At 68.8% G+C, this 14,584-nt stretch carries 12 protein-coding genes and 6 pseudogenes; 9 read left to right on the top strand and 9 right to left on the bottom strand.

What is annotated here, in order from left to right:
* Positions 1 to 56: 56 nt before the first annotated feature.
* Positions 57 to 1,048 (top strand): annotated as a pseudogene (locus ACFQJD_RS17000) (methyltransferase domain-containing protein).
* On the opposite strand, the pseudogene ACFQJD_RS16995 reads toward ACFQJD_RS17000, so the two are convergent.
* Positions 1,045 to 2,114 (bottom strand): annotated as a pseudogene (locus tag ACFQJD_RS16995) (phosphotransferase family protein). The pseudogenes ACFQJD_RS17000 and ACFQJD_RS16995 overlap by 4 nt on opposite strands.
* A gap of 119 nt (positions 2,115 to 2,233) precedes the next feature.
* Between ACFQJD_RS16995 and ACFQJD_RS16990 the strand changes: the two are divergent.
* Both ACFQJD_RS16990 and ACFQJD_RS16985 read left to right on the top strand, forming a co-directional pair.
* Positions 2,234 to 3,461: pseudogene (locus ACFQJD_RS16990) on the top strand (acyl-CoA dehydrogenase family protein).
* Between the two features lie 149 nt (positions 3,462 to 3,610).
* Positions 3,611 to 4,380, top strand: a pseudogene (locus tag ACFQJD_RS16985) (SDR family NAD(P)-dependent oxidoreductase).
* A 232-nt stretch (positions 4,381 to 4,612) separates the two neighbouring features.
* Here the strand turns inward: ACFQJD_RS16985 and ACFQJD_RS16980 are convergent.
* A complete protein-coding gene (locus ACFQJD_RS16980) occupies positions 4,613 to 5,014 on the bottom strand; it encodes a PIN domain-containing protein (RefSeq protein ID WP_379799781.1) in 402 nt (133 codons plus the stop codon).
* On the bottom strand, positions 5,014 to 5,238 hold the full coding sequence (locus tag ACFQJD_RS16975; RefSeq protein WP_379799779.1) for a DUF7557 family protein: 225 nt from the start codon (positions 5,236 to 5,238) through the stop codon (positions 5,014 to 5,016). The genes ACFQJD_RS16980 and ACFQJD_RS16975 overlap by 1 nt, the downstream gene beginning before the upstream one ends.
* A 130-nt stretch (positions 5,239 to 5,368) precedes the next feature.
* Here ACFQJD_RS16975 and ACFQJD_RS16970 point away from each other — a divergent pair, with 130 nt between their 5' ends.
* A complete protein-coding gene (locus ACFQJD_RS16970; RefSeq protein WP_379799777.1) occupies positions 5,369 to 6,133 on the top strand; it encodes an enoyl-CoA hydratase/isomerase family protein in 765 nt (254 codons plus the stop codon).
* A gap of 44 nt (positions 6,134 to 6,177) precedes the next feature.
* Here the strand turns inward: ACFQJD_RS16970 and ACFQJD_RS16965 are convergent, their stop codons facing one another.
* From ACFQJD_RS16965 to ACFQJD_RS16945, 5 genes and pseudogenes are all read right to left on the bottom strand, one after another.
* Positions 6,178 to 6,843 (bottom strand): DUF7546 family protein, encoded by a 666-nt coding sequence (locus tag ACFQJD_RS16965; protein WP_379799775.1) that lies wholly within the window; start codon positions 6,841 to 6,843, stop codon positions 6,178 to 6,180.
* Positions 6,844 to 6,895: 52 nt separating this feature from the next.
* Entirely contained in the window at positions 6,896 to 7,699 is an 804-nt protein-coding gene (locus ACFQJD_RS16960; protein ID WP_379799774.1) for a sulfite exporter TauE/SafE family protein, read from the bottom strand.
* Positions 7,700 to 7,706: 7 nt separating this feature from the next.
* Positions 7,707 to 7,865: a hypothetical protein gene (locus ACFQJD_RS16955; protein ID WP_379799772.1), complete on the bottom strand. Its 159-nt coding sequence runs from the start codon at positions 7,863 to 7,865 to the stop codon at positions 7,707 to 7,709.
* Positions 7,866 to 7,929: 64 nt separating this feature from the next.
* A complete protein-coding gene (mtnA, locus tag ACFQJD_RS16950) occupies positions 7,930 to 9,066 on the bottom strand; it encodes an S-methyl-5-thioribose-1-phosphate isomerase (protein WP_379799770.1) in 1,137 nt (378 codons plus the stop codon).
* 74 nt (positions 9,067 to 9,140) lie between these two features.
* A pseudogene (locus ACFQJD_RS16945) lies at positions 9,141 to 9,997 on the bottom strand (hypothetical protein).
* Between the two features lie 138 nt (positions 9,998 to 10,135).
* On the opposite strand from ACFQJD_RS16945, the gene ACFQJD_RS16940 reads away from it, so the two are divergent.
* From ACFQJD_RS16940 to ACFQJD_RS16930, 3 genes are all read left to right on the top strand, one after another.
* Complete coding sequence (locus tag ACFQJD_RS16940) at positions 10,136 to 10,672, top strand: DUF1684 domain-containing protein (RefSeq protein WP_379799768.1); 537 nt, start codon at positions 10,136 to 10,138, stop codon at positions 10,670 to 10,672.
* A gap of 30 nt (positions 10,673 to 10,702) precedes the next feature.
* On the top strand, positions 10,703 to 12,076 hold the full coding sequence (locus ACFQJD_RS16935; protein WP_379799766.1) for a PQQ-dependent sugar dehydrogenase: 1,374 nt from the start codon (positions 10,703 to 10,705) through the stop codon (positions 12,074 to 12,076).
* Between the two features lie 144 nt (positions 12,077 to 12,220).
* The gene (locus ACFQJD_RS16930) at positions 12,221 to 13,354 is read left to right on the top strand and encodes a permease (RefSeq protein WP_379799764.1); all 1,134 of its coding nucleotides are present in this window, start codon (positions 12,221 to 12,223) and stop codon (positions 13,352 to 13,354) included.
* Here the strand turns inward: ACFQJD_RS16930 and ACFQJD_RS16925 are convergent.
* The gene (locus ACFQJD_RS16925; RefSeq protein ID WP_379800616.1) at positions 13,347 to 13,631 is read right to left on the bottom strand and encodes a hypothetical protein; all 285 of its coding nucleotides are present in this window, start codon (positions 13,629 to 13,631) and stop codon (positions 13,347 to 13,349) included. The genes ACFQJD_RS16930 and ACFQJD_RS16925 overlap by 8 nt on opposite strands.
* 36 nt (positions 13,632 to 13,667) lie before the next feature.
* Here ACFQJD_RS16925 and ACFQJD_RS16920 point away from each other — a divergent pair, with 36 nt between their 5' ends.
* Complete coding sequence (locus ACFQJD_RS16920; RefSeq protein ID WP_379800580.1) at positions 13,668 to 13,925, top strand: SHOCT domain-containing protein; 258 nt, start codon at positions 13,668 to 13,670, stop codon at positions 13,923 to 13,925.
* Between the two features lie 47 nt (positions 13,926 to 13,972).
* Positions 13,973 to 14,419, top strand: a pseudogene (locus ACFQJD_RS16915) (ATP-binding cassette domain-containing protein); the annotation flags it as partial.
* Between the last annotated feature and the right edge of the window lie 165 nt (positions 14,420 to 14,584).

Raw genomic sequence — 14,584 nt, 5'->3', positions numbered from 1 at the left:
TTCACGAGAGAAGCGGCTTCGGTAGCCTCATGGTCGCAGACACTGCACGTACGCGCGTGTACTGGCTGGAACTCGGCGGCGAGGACGACGCCTTCGCCGCGCGCGAGGCCGAAAACGCCGCGACGGCCGTGGAAGTAGTGGCTCCAGGGCTCGCCGCGGCGGGGAGCATCGACCCCGACCGAGTGCGCCGCCTCGCCTACACCCACCGCGCGAACGAGGCCGTCGGCCGGACCGACGCCAGCGTCGCGAGCGCGCGCGCCCTCCTCGAAGCGGCGTCGATCGGCCGCGAGGGGACGGTGGCAGTCCGCGCCCGCGACGTCCGCGGGGGACCGACGTCAGCACGACCGACGCCGAACGCGAACTCGGCGGCGTCCTCGTCGACCGCGGCTACGACGTCGACCTCGACGATCCGGACCACGAACTGCGGGCGTGTTTCGCCGACGACGTCTGCCTGCTGGGGTGGCTGGCCGCCGAGAGCGTCCGCGATTTCGGCGACCGGCGACCGACCGATCGCCCGTTCTTCCAGCCGGGGAGCATGGATCCGCTCGACGCACGGGCGGTCGTCAACATGGTCGGTGCCGGTCCCGGGACGACGCTCCTCGATCCCATGTGCGGGACTGGCGGCGTCCTCATCGAGGCGGACATCGTCGGTTCGGACGTCGTCGGCGTCGACGCCCAGCGGAAGATGGTCCGCGGCGCGCGCGAGAACCTCGACGCCTACATCGACGGCGGCGAGGTGGTTCGCGGCGATGCGACCCGTCTCCCCTTCCGCGACGGGTTCGCCGACGGCGTCGTCTTCGACGCGCCCTACGGGCGGCAGTCGAAAGTCGAGAAACACCCCCTCGCGGACCTCGTGCCGGGCGCGCTCGCGGAGGCGGCCCGCGTCGCTTCGCGCGCCGTGGTGGTCGCCGATCGGCCGCTGCGGGAGGCGGCCACGGAGAACGGCTGGTCGGTCGAGCGCGTCTTCGAACGCCGCGTCCACAGGTCGCTGACGCGATTCGTCCACGTGCTCGAACGGGCGAGCGGAGCCCCCGGCGCGAGGGCTTAGAGCGGTTCCTCGCCGTCGATGATACGGAGGGCGCGGTCGGCGAGGTCGGGAACGCCCGTCTCCATCGTCGGATAGAGGGGGTCGTCGCTGTTGCCTTCGAGGTGGCGACGGTAGAACATCTCGCCGAGGGCGACGAGTTTGTAGACGGCGAGCGTCCGGTAGAAGCGGTCGCGTTCGAACGCGATCCCCGTTCGGTCCTCGTACCGGTCGACGAGGTCGCGCCGGGTCGGGTAGCCCTCGCGCTCCGTGACCCGGGACATGAGCATCGGAACGGACGGATCGGGGTCGCCGGCGTCGCGCCAGAACGCCAGCATCCACCCGAGATCGGTCAGCGGGTCGCCGAGCGTGCTGAGTTCCCAGTCGAAGACGGCGACGAGTTCCGGGGCGTCCCCGGCGCGAACATGACGTTGTCGAGTTTGTAGTCGCCGTGGACCAGCGCGTGGGGATGCGTTTCCGGGAGGTTCTCGGCCAGCCACTCGCCGACGTAAGCCACGTCCGGGAGGTCGTCCTCGCGGCCGGTCCCCTCCAGCGCCCACTCCAGTTGCTTCGTCCAGCGGTCGACCTGTCGTTCGGTGAAGCCGGCGGGGCGACCGAACCCGCCGAGGCCGACCGACTCGTGGTCGAGCGTGTGGACGTCGGTGAGCGTGTCGACGAGCTGCTCGCCGACGCGCTCGCGGTGGGCGGGCGCGGCGAATCGCTCCGGTTCCTCGTCGCGGATGACGTCGCCGGCCACGGCGTCCATGACGTAGAAATCCGAGCCCAGGACGTCGTGGTCTTCGCAGGCGAGGACGGTCGTCGGTACCTCGATGTCGGTGTCCTGGAGCGCCGACACGACGCGGAACTCCCGGAGGACGTCGTGGGCCGTCTCGGCCGTCTCGCCCGGCGGCGGCCGCCGGACGACGAGCGCCCGGTCGCCGTGGGTGACGAAGAGCGTCTCGTTGGAGTGGCCCTCCGGGTGGTGTTCGACCTCGAAGCGCTCGGCCGCGCCGAGTTCCGCGTCGAGATACGCCTTCAGGGCGTCAACGTCGACGAGGCGCGAGAAATACTCGTCTTGCTCGTCCGTCATGGGAAACCGTAGGGGGCCCTCGCTGGATAAAGGCCCCCGGTTCCGCGGACGGCCCTCGACGGATCCGCTCTCAGAGAACGGTTACCGAGGTTTTTGGTGCCGTGGGGTGAGCAGTCAGTATGGAGTACGACGATTCAGACCGTGCCCGCGAAGTCGCCGCCCGGACGAGGGAGTTCGTCGACGACGTCGTCATCCCGACGGAGCGGGAGGTACTCGGCGACGGCCCCGTCTCGGACGAACTCGTGGCCGAACTCCGAGCGGAGGCCCGCGAGTACGACGTGTACGCCCCCCAGGTGCCCGAGGAGTTCGGCGGCCTCGGCCTGAGTTTCAGCGACATGCTCCCCGTCTTCGAGGAGGCGGGGCGGAGCCTCCTCGGTCCGACGGCGCTCCACTGCGAAGCGCCCGACGAGGGCAACATGAACACGCTGGAGCGGTTCGCCACCGATGAACAGAAAGAGCGGTGGCTCCGCCCCTCGCGGCGGGCGACGTCGACTCCGGGTTCAGCATGACCGAACCGCTCCAGGGCGGCGGTTCAGATCCGAAGATGATCCGGACGAACGCCAAGAAGGACGGCGACGAGTGGGTGATAAACGGCCACAAGTGGTGGACGACGAACGGCGTCGAGGCCGACGTCTTGCTCGTGATGGCCCGAACCGACCCCGACGCACATCCCTACAGCGGCTGTTCGATCGTCCTCGTGCCGGCGGACGCGGAGGGCGTCGAAGTCGTCCGCGAAATCCCGCACATGGGAGAGGGACTCGTCGGCACCACCCACGCAGAGATCGTCTACGACGACGTTCGCGTCCCCGTCGAGAACACGCTCGGCGAGGTGAACGAGGGCTTTGCCGTCGCGCAGAAACGCCTCGGTCCGGCCCGTCTCACGCACTGTATGCGCTACTCGGGGATGGCCCAGCGAGCGCTCGAAATCGCCAAGGCGTACGCGAGCGAACGGCAGGCGTTCGGCGAATCCGTCTCGGAGAAACAGGGCGTTCGCTTCGCCGTCGCCGAGGCGGAGACGGAACTCCACGCCGCCCGCAGCATGGTCCGCCACGCCGCCCGGCAGATCGCACGGGGCGAGGAGGCCCGCGTCGCCGTCTCGATGAGCAAGGTGTTCACCGCGAACGTGGTCCAGGAGGTCATCGACCAGTCGCTCCAGTTCTGCGGGGCGAACGGGATCGGGAAAGACCTCCCCTCTCGCAGTTCTACGAGAACGTCCGCCAGTTCCGCATCGTCGACGGCGCGGACGAGGTCCACAAGCGGGTCGTCGCCCGCGACGCCTTCGACGACGTCGACGAGAGCGAACTCGAAGCCGTCACCCGTTACCGGGGACAGGAGGGTCGAGAATGAACGACTCGATGCGAGTCGACGGGGCGCTCGACGCCGTCGACGAGGGGACGATCGTCCCGAGTCCGCACGGCATCGACGACGAGGCGGTGACGGCCATCGCCCGCGTCGAGCAGCCCGAACGCGCCGAGGAGGGACCGGGGGAGAGAGCGATGACGGCGACGGACGCCTTCGACCTGTCGGGGCGGACGGCCGTCGTCACCGGCGGCACGCGCGGCATCGGGCTCGCCATCGCGACGGGACTCGCCGACGCCGGCGCGGACGTGGTGCCCACGTCACGAACCGAAGCGGACGTGGAGGCGGCCGTCGACGCCGTCCGCGACCGCGGTGCGGCGTCGTTCGTGACGACGACGGACGTCGCCACCGGCGACTTCGACGCCCTCTTCGAGCGGGTCGAAGCGGAGCTCGGGGGCGTCGACGTCGTCGTCAACAACGCGGGCATCAACCCCGACGACGCGCTGGGCCGCCCGGAGGACGTGTCGATGGAGGGGTACGACGACGTCCTCGACGTGAACCTCCGGGGCGCGTTCCGGTGTGCGAAGGCCGCCGCCTCGTATCTCCACGACGCGGACGGGGGAGCGTCGTCAACGTCGCCAGCGTCGGCGGACTCGTCGGCCTGCCGCGCCAGCACCCCTACGTCGCCTCGAAACACGGCCTCGTTGGCCTGACCAAGAGCATGGCCCTCGACTGGGCCCCCGACGTGCGGGTGAACGTCGTCGCACCGGGGTACGTCGCCACGGACCTCACCGAGGAGGTGCGCGAGAACGAGTCGGTCAGGGAGTCCGTCGTCCGCCGGACGCCGCTCGACCGGTTCGCCGACCCGGAGGAACTCGCGGGGCCGGCTATCTTCCTCGCGTCCGACGCCGCCTCCTACGTCACCGGCGAGTGCCTCGCCGTCGACGGCGGCTGGACGGCGCGGTAAGCCACCGTGCCGATAGGTGGACGGCACGATAGCGGTCACCGTGCCGATAGGTGGACGGCACGATAGCGGTCACCGTGCCGATAGGTGGACGGCACGATAGCGGTCACCGTGCCGATAGGTGGACGGCACGATAGCGGTCACCGTGCCGATAGGTGGACGGCACGATAGCGGTCACCGTGCCGGTCGGATGCGGGAAATGTCGGCCACGAGTGAGGGAATCGATTCGCGGAGCCTACGCACCGGGATACTCGACGACGTGGATCCGTTCTCGGACCTCGGACTGCAACGGGGTACCGTCGTTCGTGGCGAACGTCGCACCGACTTCGTCCGCGGCGGCGACGAGGATGGCGTCGACGAAGCCGAGTTCGACCCCCTCGCCTTTGAGTTCCTCCTGTAATCTGGCCGCCCGAAGTACGGTTCCGTCGTCGATTCCGAGAACCTCGAACTCCCGCGTCGCTTCGTACACGTCGTCGACAGTGCCACGAGGATGGCCGTATATCGCACCCATGTAGACTTCGAAGAGGGCGAGGCTGGGAACGGCCCACGGCTCGGTTTCGTATTCTTTCAGAAATGCTCTCGCCGCGTCGACGCCGTCGAGATAATCCGTCAGGAGATTCGCATCGACACAGAGCATCAGCTGCCCGACTCCTCGATCCGTTCCCGCAGGTCGCGTTCGAGTCGGTCGTGTGCGTCCGCCGTTCCCTCTTCGACACCCGTCTCACCGAGCGCACCGAAGCCGTTCCACTTGTCTCCGGTCGTGAGACGAGTGACGACGTCGTCGAAGGAGTCTCCCTCGTGTTTGAGCTCTTTGAGCCGTCGCCAGTTCTCCTCCGAGATTCGAATGGTCTTGTCGCTCATGTGTAAGTGATGTATACAGGCGCGCGGTATCAACGTTGGGCGACGTTGCGAAAACGGTCGAGACGGGACGGGGCCGCGTCAGTCTCGGACCACCCTCGATTTATGTCCGTTCTCGGGAATGGGTACGAGCATGGGCAACAACGTACATTACGACATTACAGATGGCGTCGCGACCGTTCGACTGGACCGACCGGACAAACTCAACGCCCTCACGCTCCCGATGTGGGAGGACGTCGCCGAGGGGATGCGCCGCGCCGAACGCGACGGGGTGCGGGCGGCGGTACTGACGGGCACCGGAGAGGCGTTCTGCACCGGCGACGACATCGGCACGCTCGACGCCGTCGACGGCCCGCGCGACGTGCGAGCGCTCACCGACACCGTCCTCGGCTGCTTCGGTGCCATCGAGGACACGGCCGTCCCCGTCGTGGGGAAGGCCAACGGATCGGCCTACGGCGGCGGATTCGAACTCCTGCTCGCCTGCGATCTGACCGTCGCACCGACGGGGGCGACGTTCGCACTGCCGGAGGCGAAGATCGGTGCCTACCCGTTTTACGGCGCGAAGCGACTCGCGCGGATGGTCGGTCGCCAGCGCGCCGCCGACGTCGCCATGGCGGGACGCGAACTCTCCGCGAGCGAGGCCGTCGACTGGGGACTGTTCGCTCGCGCCGTCTCCGACGACGAGGTCGACGACGCGGTCGGGGACGTCGTCGCGGGGCTGAAGCGGGCGTCGCCGGCGTCGCTGGAGGTGACGAAGTCCTACCTGAACGCCTCGCTCGAGTTCGCGGGTGAGGACGACGCGATGCGGGCGGGGCTGGGTTATCTCTTCGCCGGCGACGACGCCCGGGAGGGGGCGAGGGCGTTCGTGGAGAACCGCGAGCCAGACTTCGCGGAGTAGCGGGCGCGTCCGTCGACGCGGCCCCGGCCGGGGAGCGACAGCCGTCACTCGCGGCCGTCGCCGAACGTCGGCCGCCAGTAGAGGAGGGCGACGCTGACGACGAACACGAGCGTCGAGAGGTCGTACGACCAGGCGTAGACGGCGGAGCCGACGGCCCCCGCGCCACCGACCACGCCCGCGACGAGCGACGTGGCGATTGGCGCGGTACAGCTGACACAGGAGACGAGGCCGACGACGCCGACGACGGCCGCCTCCGCGGCGTCGACGACGGTCGCTGCGACGAGATAGGCGAGCGACGCGTAGCCGACGAGTTTGAACGGGAAGAGCGCGAGCTGGATCGCCTCGCCGCTGTAGAGGAGGGCCGGCCCCCACCCCGGCGGGAGCCACAGCACGCGGAGCCCCGATCCGGTACCGCCGAGCGCGATCGTGCCGTCGATGGCGGTGAGGACGAGGAAGTACGCGACGCCGACGCCGGCGGCGAACAGTCGGGTCCGGCCCGACGCCGGCGGCACCCGCGTCGCGGCGACGGCGAGGACGCCCAGATTTATCCAGACGAACGGATAGAGCGCGTACCGGAGTTCGACCACGGTCACGGGTAACGTCGAGAGATAGAGCAGGGAAGCGAAGGCTTCCGTCGCGAGGACGACGGCGGCGAACAGGAGTATCCACCGCGCTGGCAGGCGGTCACGAACGCCGACCGTGGAGGTCACGAGTCCCCCTCCGTCGTCGGCGTCGAGCGGTCACGGAGCGTGCACGGCATGGTCATCCGAGGGGTTGGTAGATGGGGATCGGCGGATGCGGAAGGTGGATACCGAACAGCATCAGTCCGTGTGCGAACGGCAGGTATCCCAGCAGGATAAAGAGCGCGCCCAGCACGCGGTGGAGGCGGACCCGGGAGGTAGTGCCGATCGACTGGAAGAGCGTCCCGTAGGCGAGCAAGGTGGGGAAGGTGCCGAGGCCGAGGGCGGCGAGCGAGACGGCCCCTTCGGCGGGCGATCCTCGGACGAACGCGTAGAGGAAGGCGGGGTAGAGGAGCGGGCACGGAAGCAGGCCGTGGAGCAGACCGAGGCCGACGATGCGCGGCCCCCGGACCCACGAGTCGACGCGGTCGGTGACGAGGCCGTAGACGCGGCCGAACGCGTCGCCGAAAAGCGGGATCGAGTGGCCACCCATGGAGCCGGACACGAGGTAGGAGAGCCCCGTGACTACGATGAAGACGCCGACGACGACGCCGGCCGTCGCGCGCACGTCGGTCGCGACGGCAGCGACGGCGGCGGCGTCGAACAGGAGCGCGCCGAGCGCCCCCATCAGCGCGCCGATGACGGCGTAGCTGACGGTCCGGCCGGCGTTGAACAGGAGGTGCTGGCGGACGTCGGTCCAGCGGACGCGCTCGGCGTCGGCACCGAGGCGGTCGGCGTACAGCGTCACCAGCGGGCCGCACATCCCGAGACAGTGCGCGCCGCCGAGGAGGCCGATCGCGAAGAACACGAGGAGGCCGACGTCGACCGGCGTCGCGCCGGGGAGCGTCGAGAGGTACACGAGCGACGCGACGAAGCCGGAGAACATGGTGTGGTCAGTGTGCCGGCGTCGGAGCGGCGGGCGTCTCGGCGGACGAGAACGTCACGGAGCGACTCGCGCCGACGGTGGCGACGCTCGCGAACGGCGGCACCACGGCGGGGTGTGCCTGCGCCGCGCCCGGGATCGGGGCGGCGAGGTGCGGAACGGTCGCCATTGGTCGAACGGGACGGAGATAGTAACCGCTGGAAGTTATTCCTATGGGTCGGCCCCCTCCGGACTCACGGACCTGAATTCGAAGTCGGCGAAACGCGGAGCGCGACGACACGGGAGCGCCGTGTGAGCGTCGGTTTCGGTAGGTGCACGTTCGCGACGGCAGGGAGGAGCGTCTCGCGGGCGAGCGGCGGTTCGAAGACGCCGCGTTCGGTGACGAGATAGTCGACCAGCTCCGTCGGCGTCGCGTCGAAGGCGGGGTTGTACACCGGGACGTCGTCGGGGGCGTTCCGTCGGTCGCCGAGATAGCGGAGTTCGGCGGGGTCGCGTTCCTCGATCTCCACGTCGTCGGCCGAGGAGTCGGCGTCGATGGTCGAGGTTGGCGCGGCGACGACGAACGGCACGTCGTGTCGCGCCGCGAGAACGGCGTGGTTGTACGTGCCGACCTTGTTGAAGACGACGCCGCCGTCGCCGAAACTGCCGCCGTCGAGGACGACGCGGTCGGCACCGACGATCACGGCGTCGACCGTCCCGCGCTGGAGGCAGCGCCCGCTGGCGCTGTCGGGGACGAGCGTCACCTCGACGCCCCGGTCGGCGAGTTCGACGGTGGTGATGCGCGACCCCTGATTCAGCGGCCGCGTCTCGGTGGCGACGACCGACACCCGCTTGCCGGCCGCCCGCGCGGAGTAGACGACGCCGAGGGCCGTCCCCCAGTCGACGGTGGCGAGCGCGCCCGCGTTGCAGTGAGTCAGGACCGTCCAGCCGTCTTCGAGGAGGGTCGCCCCGTGGTCGCCGATGGCCCGGTTGCGTTTCACGTCGGCGTCGGCGACGGCCTTCGCCCGGTCGAGGGTTCGCTCGCGCAACGCGGCCGCGGAGTCGGCGTCGTCGACGACGGACCGGAGAGCCTCGACCTCGCGAGAGAGGTTCACCGCCGTCGGGCGGGCGGCGGCGATGCGGTCGGCGTCGGCGTGGACGCCCTCACGGAGCGACGGGAGGGTGTCGGCCGACCGCTCGCGGGCGGCGAGGGCGACGCCGAAGGCACCGGCGGCACCGAGGGCGGGCGCGCCGCGGACGCGCAGCCGCTGGATGCTCTCGACGAGCTGGGTCACCGTCTCGGCGTGATAGGTCGTGAACTCGGCCGGGAGCCGCGTCTGGTCGACCATGGCGACGCAGTCCCGGTCGTCGTCCCACTCGATCGTGCGCATAGTCGACCGTGGGAGCGAGAGAGCAAAAGTCGTCCGCGAAACGCGACGGCGACGCGCGGCGAAAAGCGCCGTGTTCAGTAGCGCGAGGGCATGTAGGCCATCCCGAGGAGGACGATGGCCGTCAGGAAACTCACGATGGAGATGCCCCAGAGGCCGTTGACGTGCGTCTGATAGGTGTCGATCACCTCGGTCTGTCGGTCGTAGCTCTCGAAGTTCTGCGTGAGCACGAGCGTGCTGTTGTCGGGGAAGTACGCGAGGTAGGTCTGTCCGCTGAGCGTGACGTTGGCCTGGTCACCCACGTCGACGGTGTTCTGCCGGGGGCGTTCCACGCGAGCGTCACCGAACTATTGGTGACGGCGTCGACGGTGGTCGCGTTGTCGTTGTACTGGAGCCGGTCGCCCTCGGCGTAGGACGTCTCTTCGGGGACCGGGAAGTAGTCTGCGGCCGGAGTGAGCGTCAGATTGCCGTTCTCCTCTTCGACGACGTACTCCGTGCCGTTCTGCGTGACCGTCTCGTTTCGGACGGCGGGATCTTCCTGTAAGATACGCGTCCGGTTGACCGTCTCCTGGAGGACGAACGACGTCGGGTCGGGGGCGTTCTCGACGAGGACGCGGTAGTCCTCGCCCTGGACGGTCACCGTGCTGTTGTTGTCCCACGACTCGGTGTATCGGGCGGACTGGTTCGTCCACGCGATCGTGCCCGACCGGGTGAGCGTGGCCGGGGTGCCGTGCCCTCCGCCAGTCATCTCGGCGTTGATCTCCGAGACGGTGTGCTGACGGCCGTCGACGGTGAACTGGTCGCCGCTCGAGAGCCGGTACTCCGGATTCTGGAACTGAATCGCCGGAGCGTCGGCCGTCGCGATCAGCGAGTAGGACGCCGCTCCGATGACGACGAAGAACACGACGTATATCGCCGCAGCGCGTCGTTGCATATAGTTGGGCCATGGGTAACCCGGCGTATAACGATTACTAACTATCGCTGAACGACGGTTTTTATCAGGCGTTCGGTCGCGCGAACCGTGTCCGGAGCGTCACCCAAGCTATTATGCCGTCGACACGTACGGGCTGCTATGAGTTCGGACTGGCGCGGTCGGATCCTCGAAACCCGCAAGGAACGGGCCGAGTTCTTCCGTTCACACCCCCGCTCACCCATCCCGGAGGCCGAGCGCGACGACTTCCGCGGGCTGGATTACTACCCGCCCGACGAGGCGTATCGGTTCGAACTCACCCTGCACGAACACGACGAGAAAGAGCGCGTCACCGTCTCGACGAGCACGGACGACGAACGCGAATACCTCCGCTGGGGCGAATTTCGCTTCACCGTCGACGGCGAGGACGTCACGCTGCAGGCGTACAAGGCCGACCCCGACGACGACCGACTGTGGGTGCCCTTTCGCGACGAAACCAGCGGCGAGGAGACGTACGGGGCGGGGCGCTATCTCGACCTCGAACCCGACCACCACAGGACGAACGACGAGTGGATCGTCGACTTCAACCGGGCGTACAACCCGACGTGTGCCTACTCCGACCGCTACGACTGTCCCCTGCCGCCGATGGAGAACTGGCTCGACGTGCGCATCGAAGCGGGCGAACGGAACTACCACTGAGCCGTGACTCGACAGTACGACAGACGGTCGATGCTCCGCGCAGTCGGCGTCGCGGCGGCGGGGAGCCTCGCCGGATGTGGCGGCGGTGGCGACGCGGGGGGTGACGGGGCGACCGACCGGACGACGGACGGCGCTCCAACGTCGGGCGAGTCGGCGGCCGGCGTCCGCGCGGAGACGCTCGCCGAGGGATTCACGTCGCCGGTGGACGTCGCCTTCCCCGCGGGGCTCGACCGGTGGTTCGTCGCCGACCAACCGGGGCGCGTCTACCTCTACGACTCGTCGCTCCGCGAGACGCCGTTTCTCGACCTGCGCGATCGAGTGGTCGACCTCCGGGGCTACGACGAGCGCGGCCTCCTCGGCGTCGCCACCCATCCCGCGTTCGCCGACAACGGCCGCCTGTTCGCCCGGTACAGTTCGCCCCCGCGGTCGGGGACGCCCGACGGCTACTCCCACACGTTCGTCCTCTCGGAGTTCCGGGTGGATCCGACGGCCCGGCGCGGCGACCCGGAGAGCGAGCGCGTCCTACTGGAGATCCCGGAGCCCCAGCCGAACCACAACGGCGGGGCCGTCGCGTTCGGCCCCGACGGCTACCTCTACGCCGGCGTCGGCGACGGCGGCGGCACGAACGACGTCGGTCGGGGACACGTCGAAGACTGGTACGCGGAGAACCGCGGCGGCAACGGCCAGGACGTGACCGAGAACCTCCTCGGGAGCGTCCTCCGCATCGACGTGGACGACGAGAGCGAGGGGCGACCGTACGGGATTCCGGACGGCAATCCGCTCGTCGGGCGGGCGGGCCGCGACGAACAGTACGCGTGGGGGTTTCGCAACCCGTGGCGGCTGTCGTTCGACGCGCCGGAATCCGACGGCTCTGGGGCCGGCCAGTCGGCGTCCGGTCGGAGCGTCGACTTCTACGTCGCCGACGTGGGACAGAACCGCTACGAGGAGGTGAGCCTCGTCGAAGCCGGCGGCAACTACGGCTGGAACGTCTACGAGGGAACGCACTGCTTCTCGACGGAGCCGCCCGGGTCGCCGCCGGCGGACTGCCCGACCGAGATGCCGGACGGCGACCCGCTCCGGGAGCCGATAATCGAATACGACCACGGGGGCGACCAGCCCAACGGCGTCGCCGTCGTCGGCGGCTATCGCTACCACCGCGACGACGTGCCCGAACTGTCGGGCGCGTACGTCTTCGCCGACTGGCAGGCGAACGGGCGAGTCTTCGCCGCGCGGCCGGCCGAGGAGGGCCAGTGGCCCGTCGACGTCCACGACGTGAGCGGCCTCGGGGAGTACGTCCTCGCGTTCGGGCGCGACGACGCGGGGCGGCTCTACGCGCTCACGAGCGACCGGGGCGACGTCGCGGGGGAGACGGGCGCGGTCGTCCGACTCCGGCCGGAGGAGTGACCGCCGCCAACGGGGTTTGGAATCGAAAGGATTCGGCCGTCGAAGCCGAACTCTCCGAACGGCAAGGCGGTTCAAGCGGGAGACGCTACGTTCGAACGCGATGTTCGAGCCACCAGTTCGCGGCCGTCCGGAGGTGAGCCGGCGGTGAGCGTCGTCGACACCGCAGTCGAGGGGTTGCACCTCGCCGGCGAGATGGCGTGGGAGACGTGGTGGGCGCTCGTCCTCGGATTCACCATCGCGGGGGCCGTCGAGACATTCGTCAGCGAAGAACGGATGCGGCAGTTGCTCGGCGACGACGGCTGGCGCTCGCTCGGCTACGGGACGCTGTTCGGAGCCGCCTCCTCGTCGTGTTCGTTCGGTGCCGTCGCGACGACGAAGTCGCTGTTCAAGAAGGGTGCCTCGCCCGTGGCCAGCCTCGCGGCGTTCCAGTTCGCCAGCACGAACCTCGTCATCGAACTCGGCCTGGTTATGTGGATCCTCCTCGGCTGGCAGTTCGTCCTCGCGGACTACGTCGCCGGCCTCCTCCTCATCCTCCTGCTCGCGGGGACGTTCAAATACCTCGTCCCCGAGGCGTGGTTCGCGGCGGCGCGCGACCACGTCCGGTCGTCCGACGGCGTTCGCGATCCGTCCTGCGGGATGGACGTCGATCCGACGAGCGACGACGTCGTGACGCCGGACACCGACGGCGGCACCGAGTACTTCTGCTCCGAGTCGTGCAAACGGTCGTACGTCGAATCGCGGGAGCGAAGCGACGACAGTCGTCGGCCGAACCTGACGACGCGTGGCGGCTGGCGACTCGCCGGACACAACGCCATCGGCGAGTGGAACATGCTCTGGAAGGACATCGTCGCCGGCTTCCTCGTCGCGGGCCTCATCGGCGCGTTCGTCCCCCGAGCCTGGTGGACGACGCTGTTCGGCCTGGGCGCTGCGGGCACCCTCTCGTGGGTCGTCGCCAGCGCCACCGTCGGCGTCGTCGTCGGCGTCGTCACCTTCGTCTGCTCGGTCGGGAACGTCCCCTTCGCGGTCATCCTCTGGAACAACGGCATCGCCTTCGGCGGCGTGATGTCGTTCATCTTTGCCGACCTCATCGTCCCCACTATCGACGACGCCTACCGCCGGTACTACGGCCTGCGGATGGCCGCCGTGCTGTTCGTCTCCATTTTCGCCACCGCGGTCGTCTCGGGCGTGGCGATCCACTATCTCTGGGGCGGCCTGGGCCTGATTCCGCCACAGGGCGAGGCCGGCGGCACCGCCCCTCGGGGTACACGCGCTATCTGAACGCGGCGTTCACGCTCGTCTTCCTCGCGGAGGCGTACGTGGCCTTCGGCGACGACGCGGACGCGAGCCACGCCGACGCACACGCCGACTGAGCCTCGACGAACCGTTCGGAGCGTGCGCGCGCCGTTCGTGTAGGCACAACCCCATTAAGCCTGGTCGACGTACGATGCAGGGAGAACATGTCCACAGATTCACAGCAGAACCGGTTCGTCTGGATCGCGCTCGCGGTCGTCGCAGTCGTCGTCCTCCTGCCGGTCCTCGTGATGGTCGTCGGCATGATCGGGGTCGGCATGATGGGGTCGCCGACGATGGGATGGGGTGGCGCGATGGGGCCGGGGAGCGGGATGCACGCCCCTGCTGGACGTTCGTCCTCGGTCCGATACTGCAACTGCTCTTCCTGGTCGTTCTCCTCGGCGGCGGCTACGTCTTCTACCGTCGTATCGCACGGGACGTCGACACGGCCGATCCGGCGCTCGAAGAACTCCGCCTCGCCTACGCCCGCGGCGAACTCTCCGACGAGGAGTTCGAAGAACGGCGGCAGCGGCTCCGAGGGGAGCGCAGCCGGGGCTGACAGCGGGGACGCGACCGTCGCTTCCCCTCGAAGACGCCGGCGACGGGTCGTGGTCCGATCGGCTCCGAAACGAACTCCGCTCGACCGTGCGTTCGAACGGCACCGCTGACGCCGTTCGCGAGTCCCTCGACATCGTCGGGTTGACGGACAAAATGAGCCAGCACGCAGACTCGCTCTCGGGCGGCGAGGCCCAGCGGGTTTCGTTCGCCCGCACATTAGCCTACAATCCGGACGTCCTGCTGCTCGACGAGCCGACGTCGAACCTGGATCCGCGAAACACCGCGGTCATCGAGGAAGCGATCGACGAAGCTCGAAATCGAGGAATCGGGGTCGTCGTCGCGACGCACGATATGCATCAGGCGGAGCGCGTCGCGGATCGCGTCGCGGTACTGTTCGACGAGAGCATTACGGAACTCGCCTCGACCGAAGTGATTTTCGAGAATCCGTCGGACGATTGCACTCAGAAGTTCATTTCGAGAGAGCTGGTCTACTGACCGGGGCTGCTCCCCTCGCCACGTCGACGTCGCGGCCCGTCAGCGTCCCGCAGAAAAGGTTTCGAGCCCGCCGCGCAATCGAGGAATGACACGGCTTGCGAGAGATTCACGCCCGTAAATCCGCCGTATGCGTACGCTGGGTCTACCAGTAACGAACCGGACGAC

The sequence above is a fragment of the Haloplanus sp. GCM10025708 genome (assembly GCF_042663985.1).
Taxonomy (GTDB): domain Archaea; phylum Halobacteriota; class Halobacteria; order Halobacteriales; family Haloferacaceae; genus Salinirarus; species Salinirarus marinus.
The sequence above is the reverse complement of the archived record's forward strand: the minus strand, read 5'-3'. Positions and strand labels throughout refer to the sequence as shown.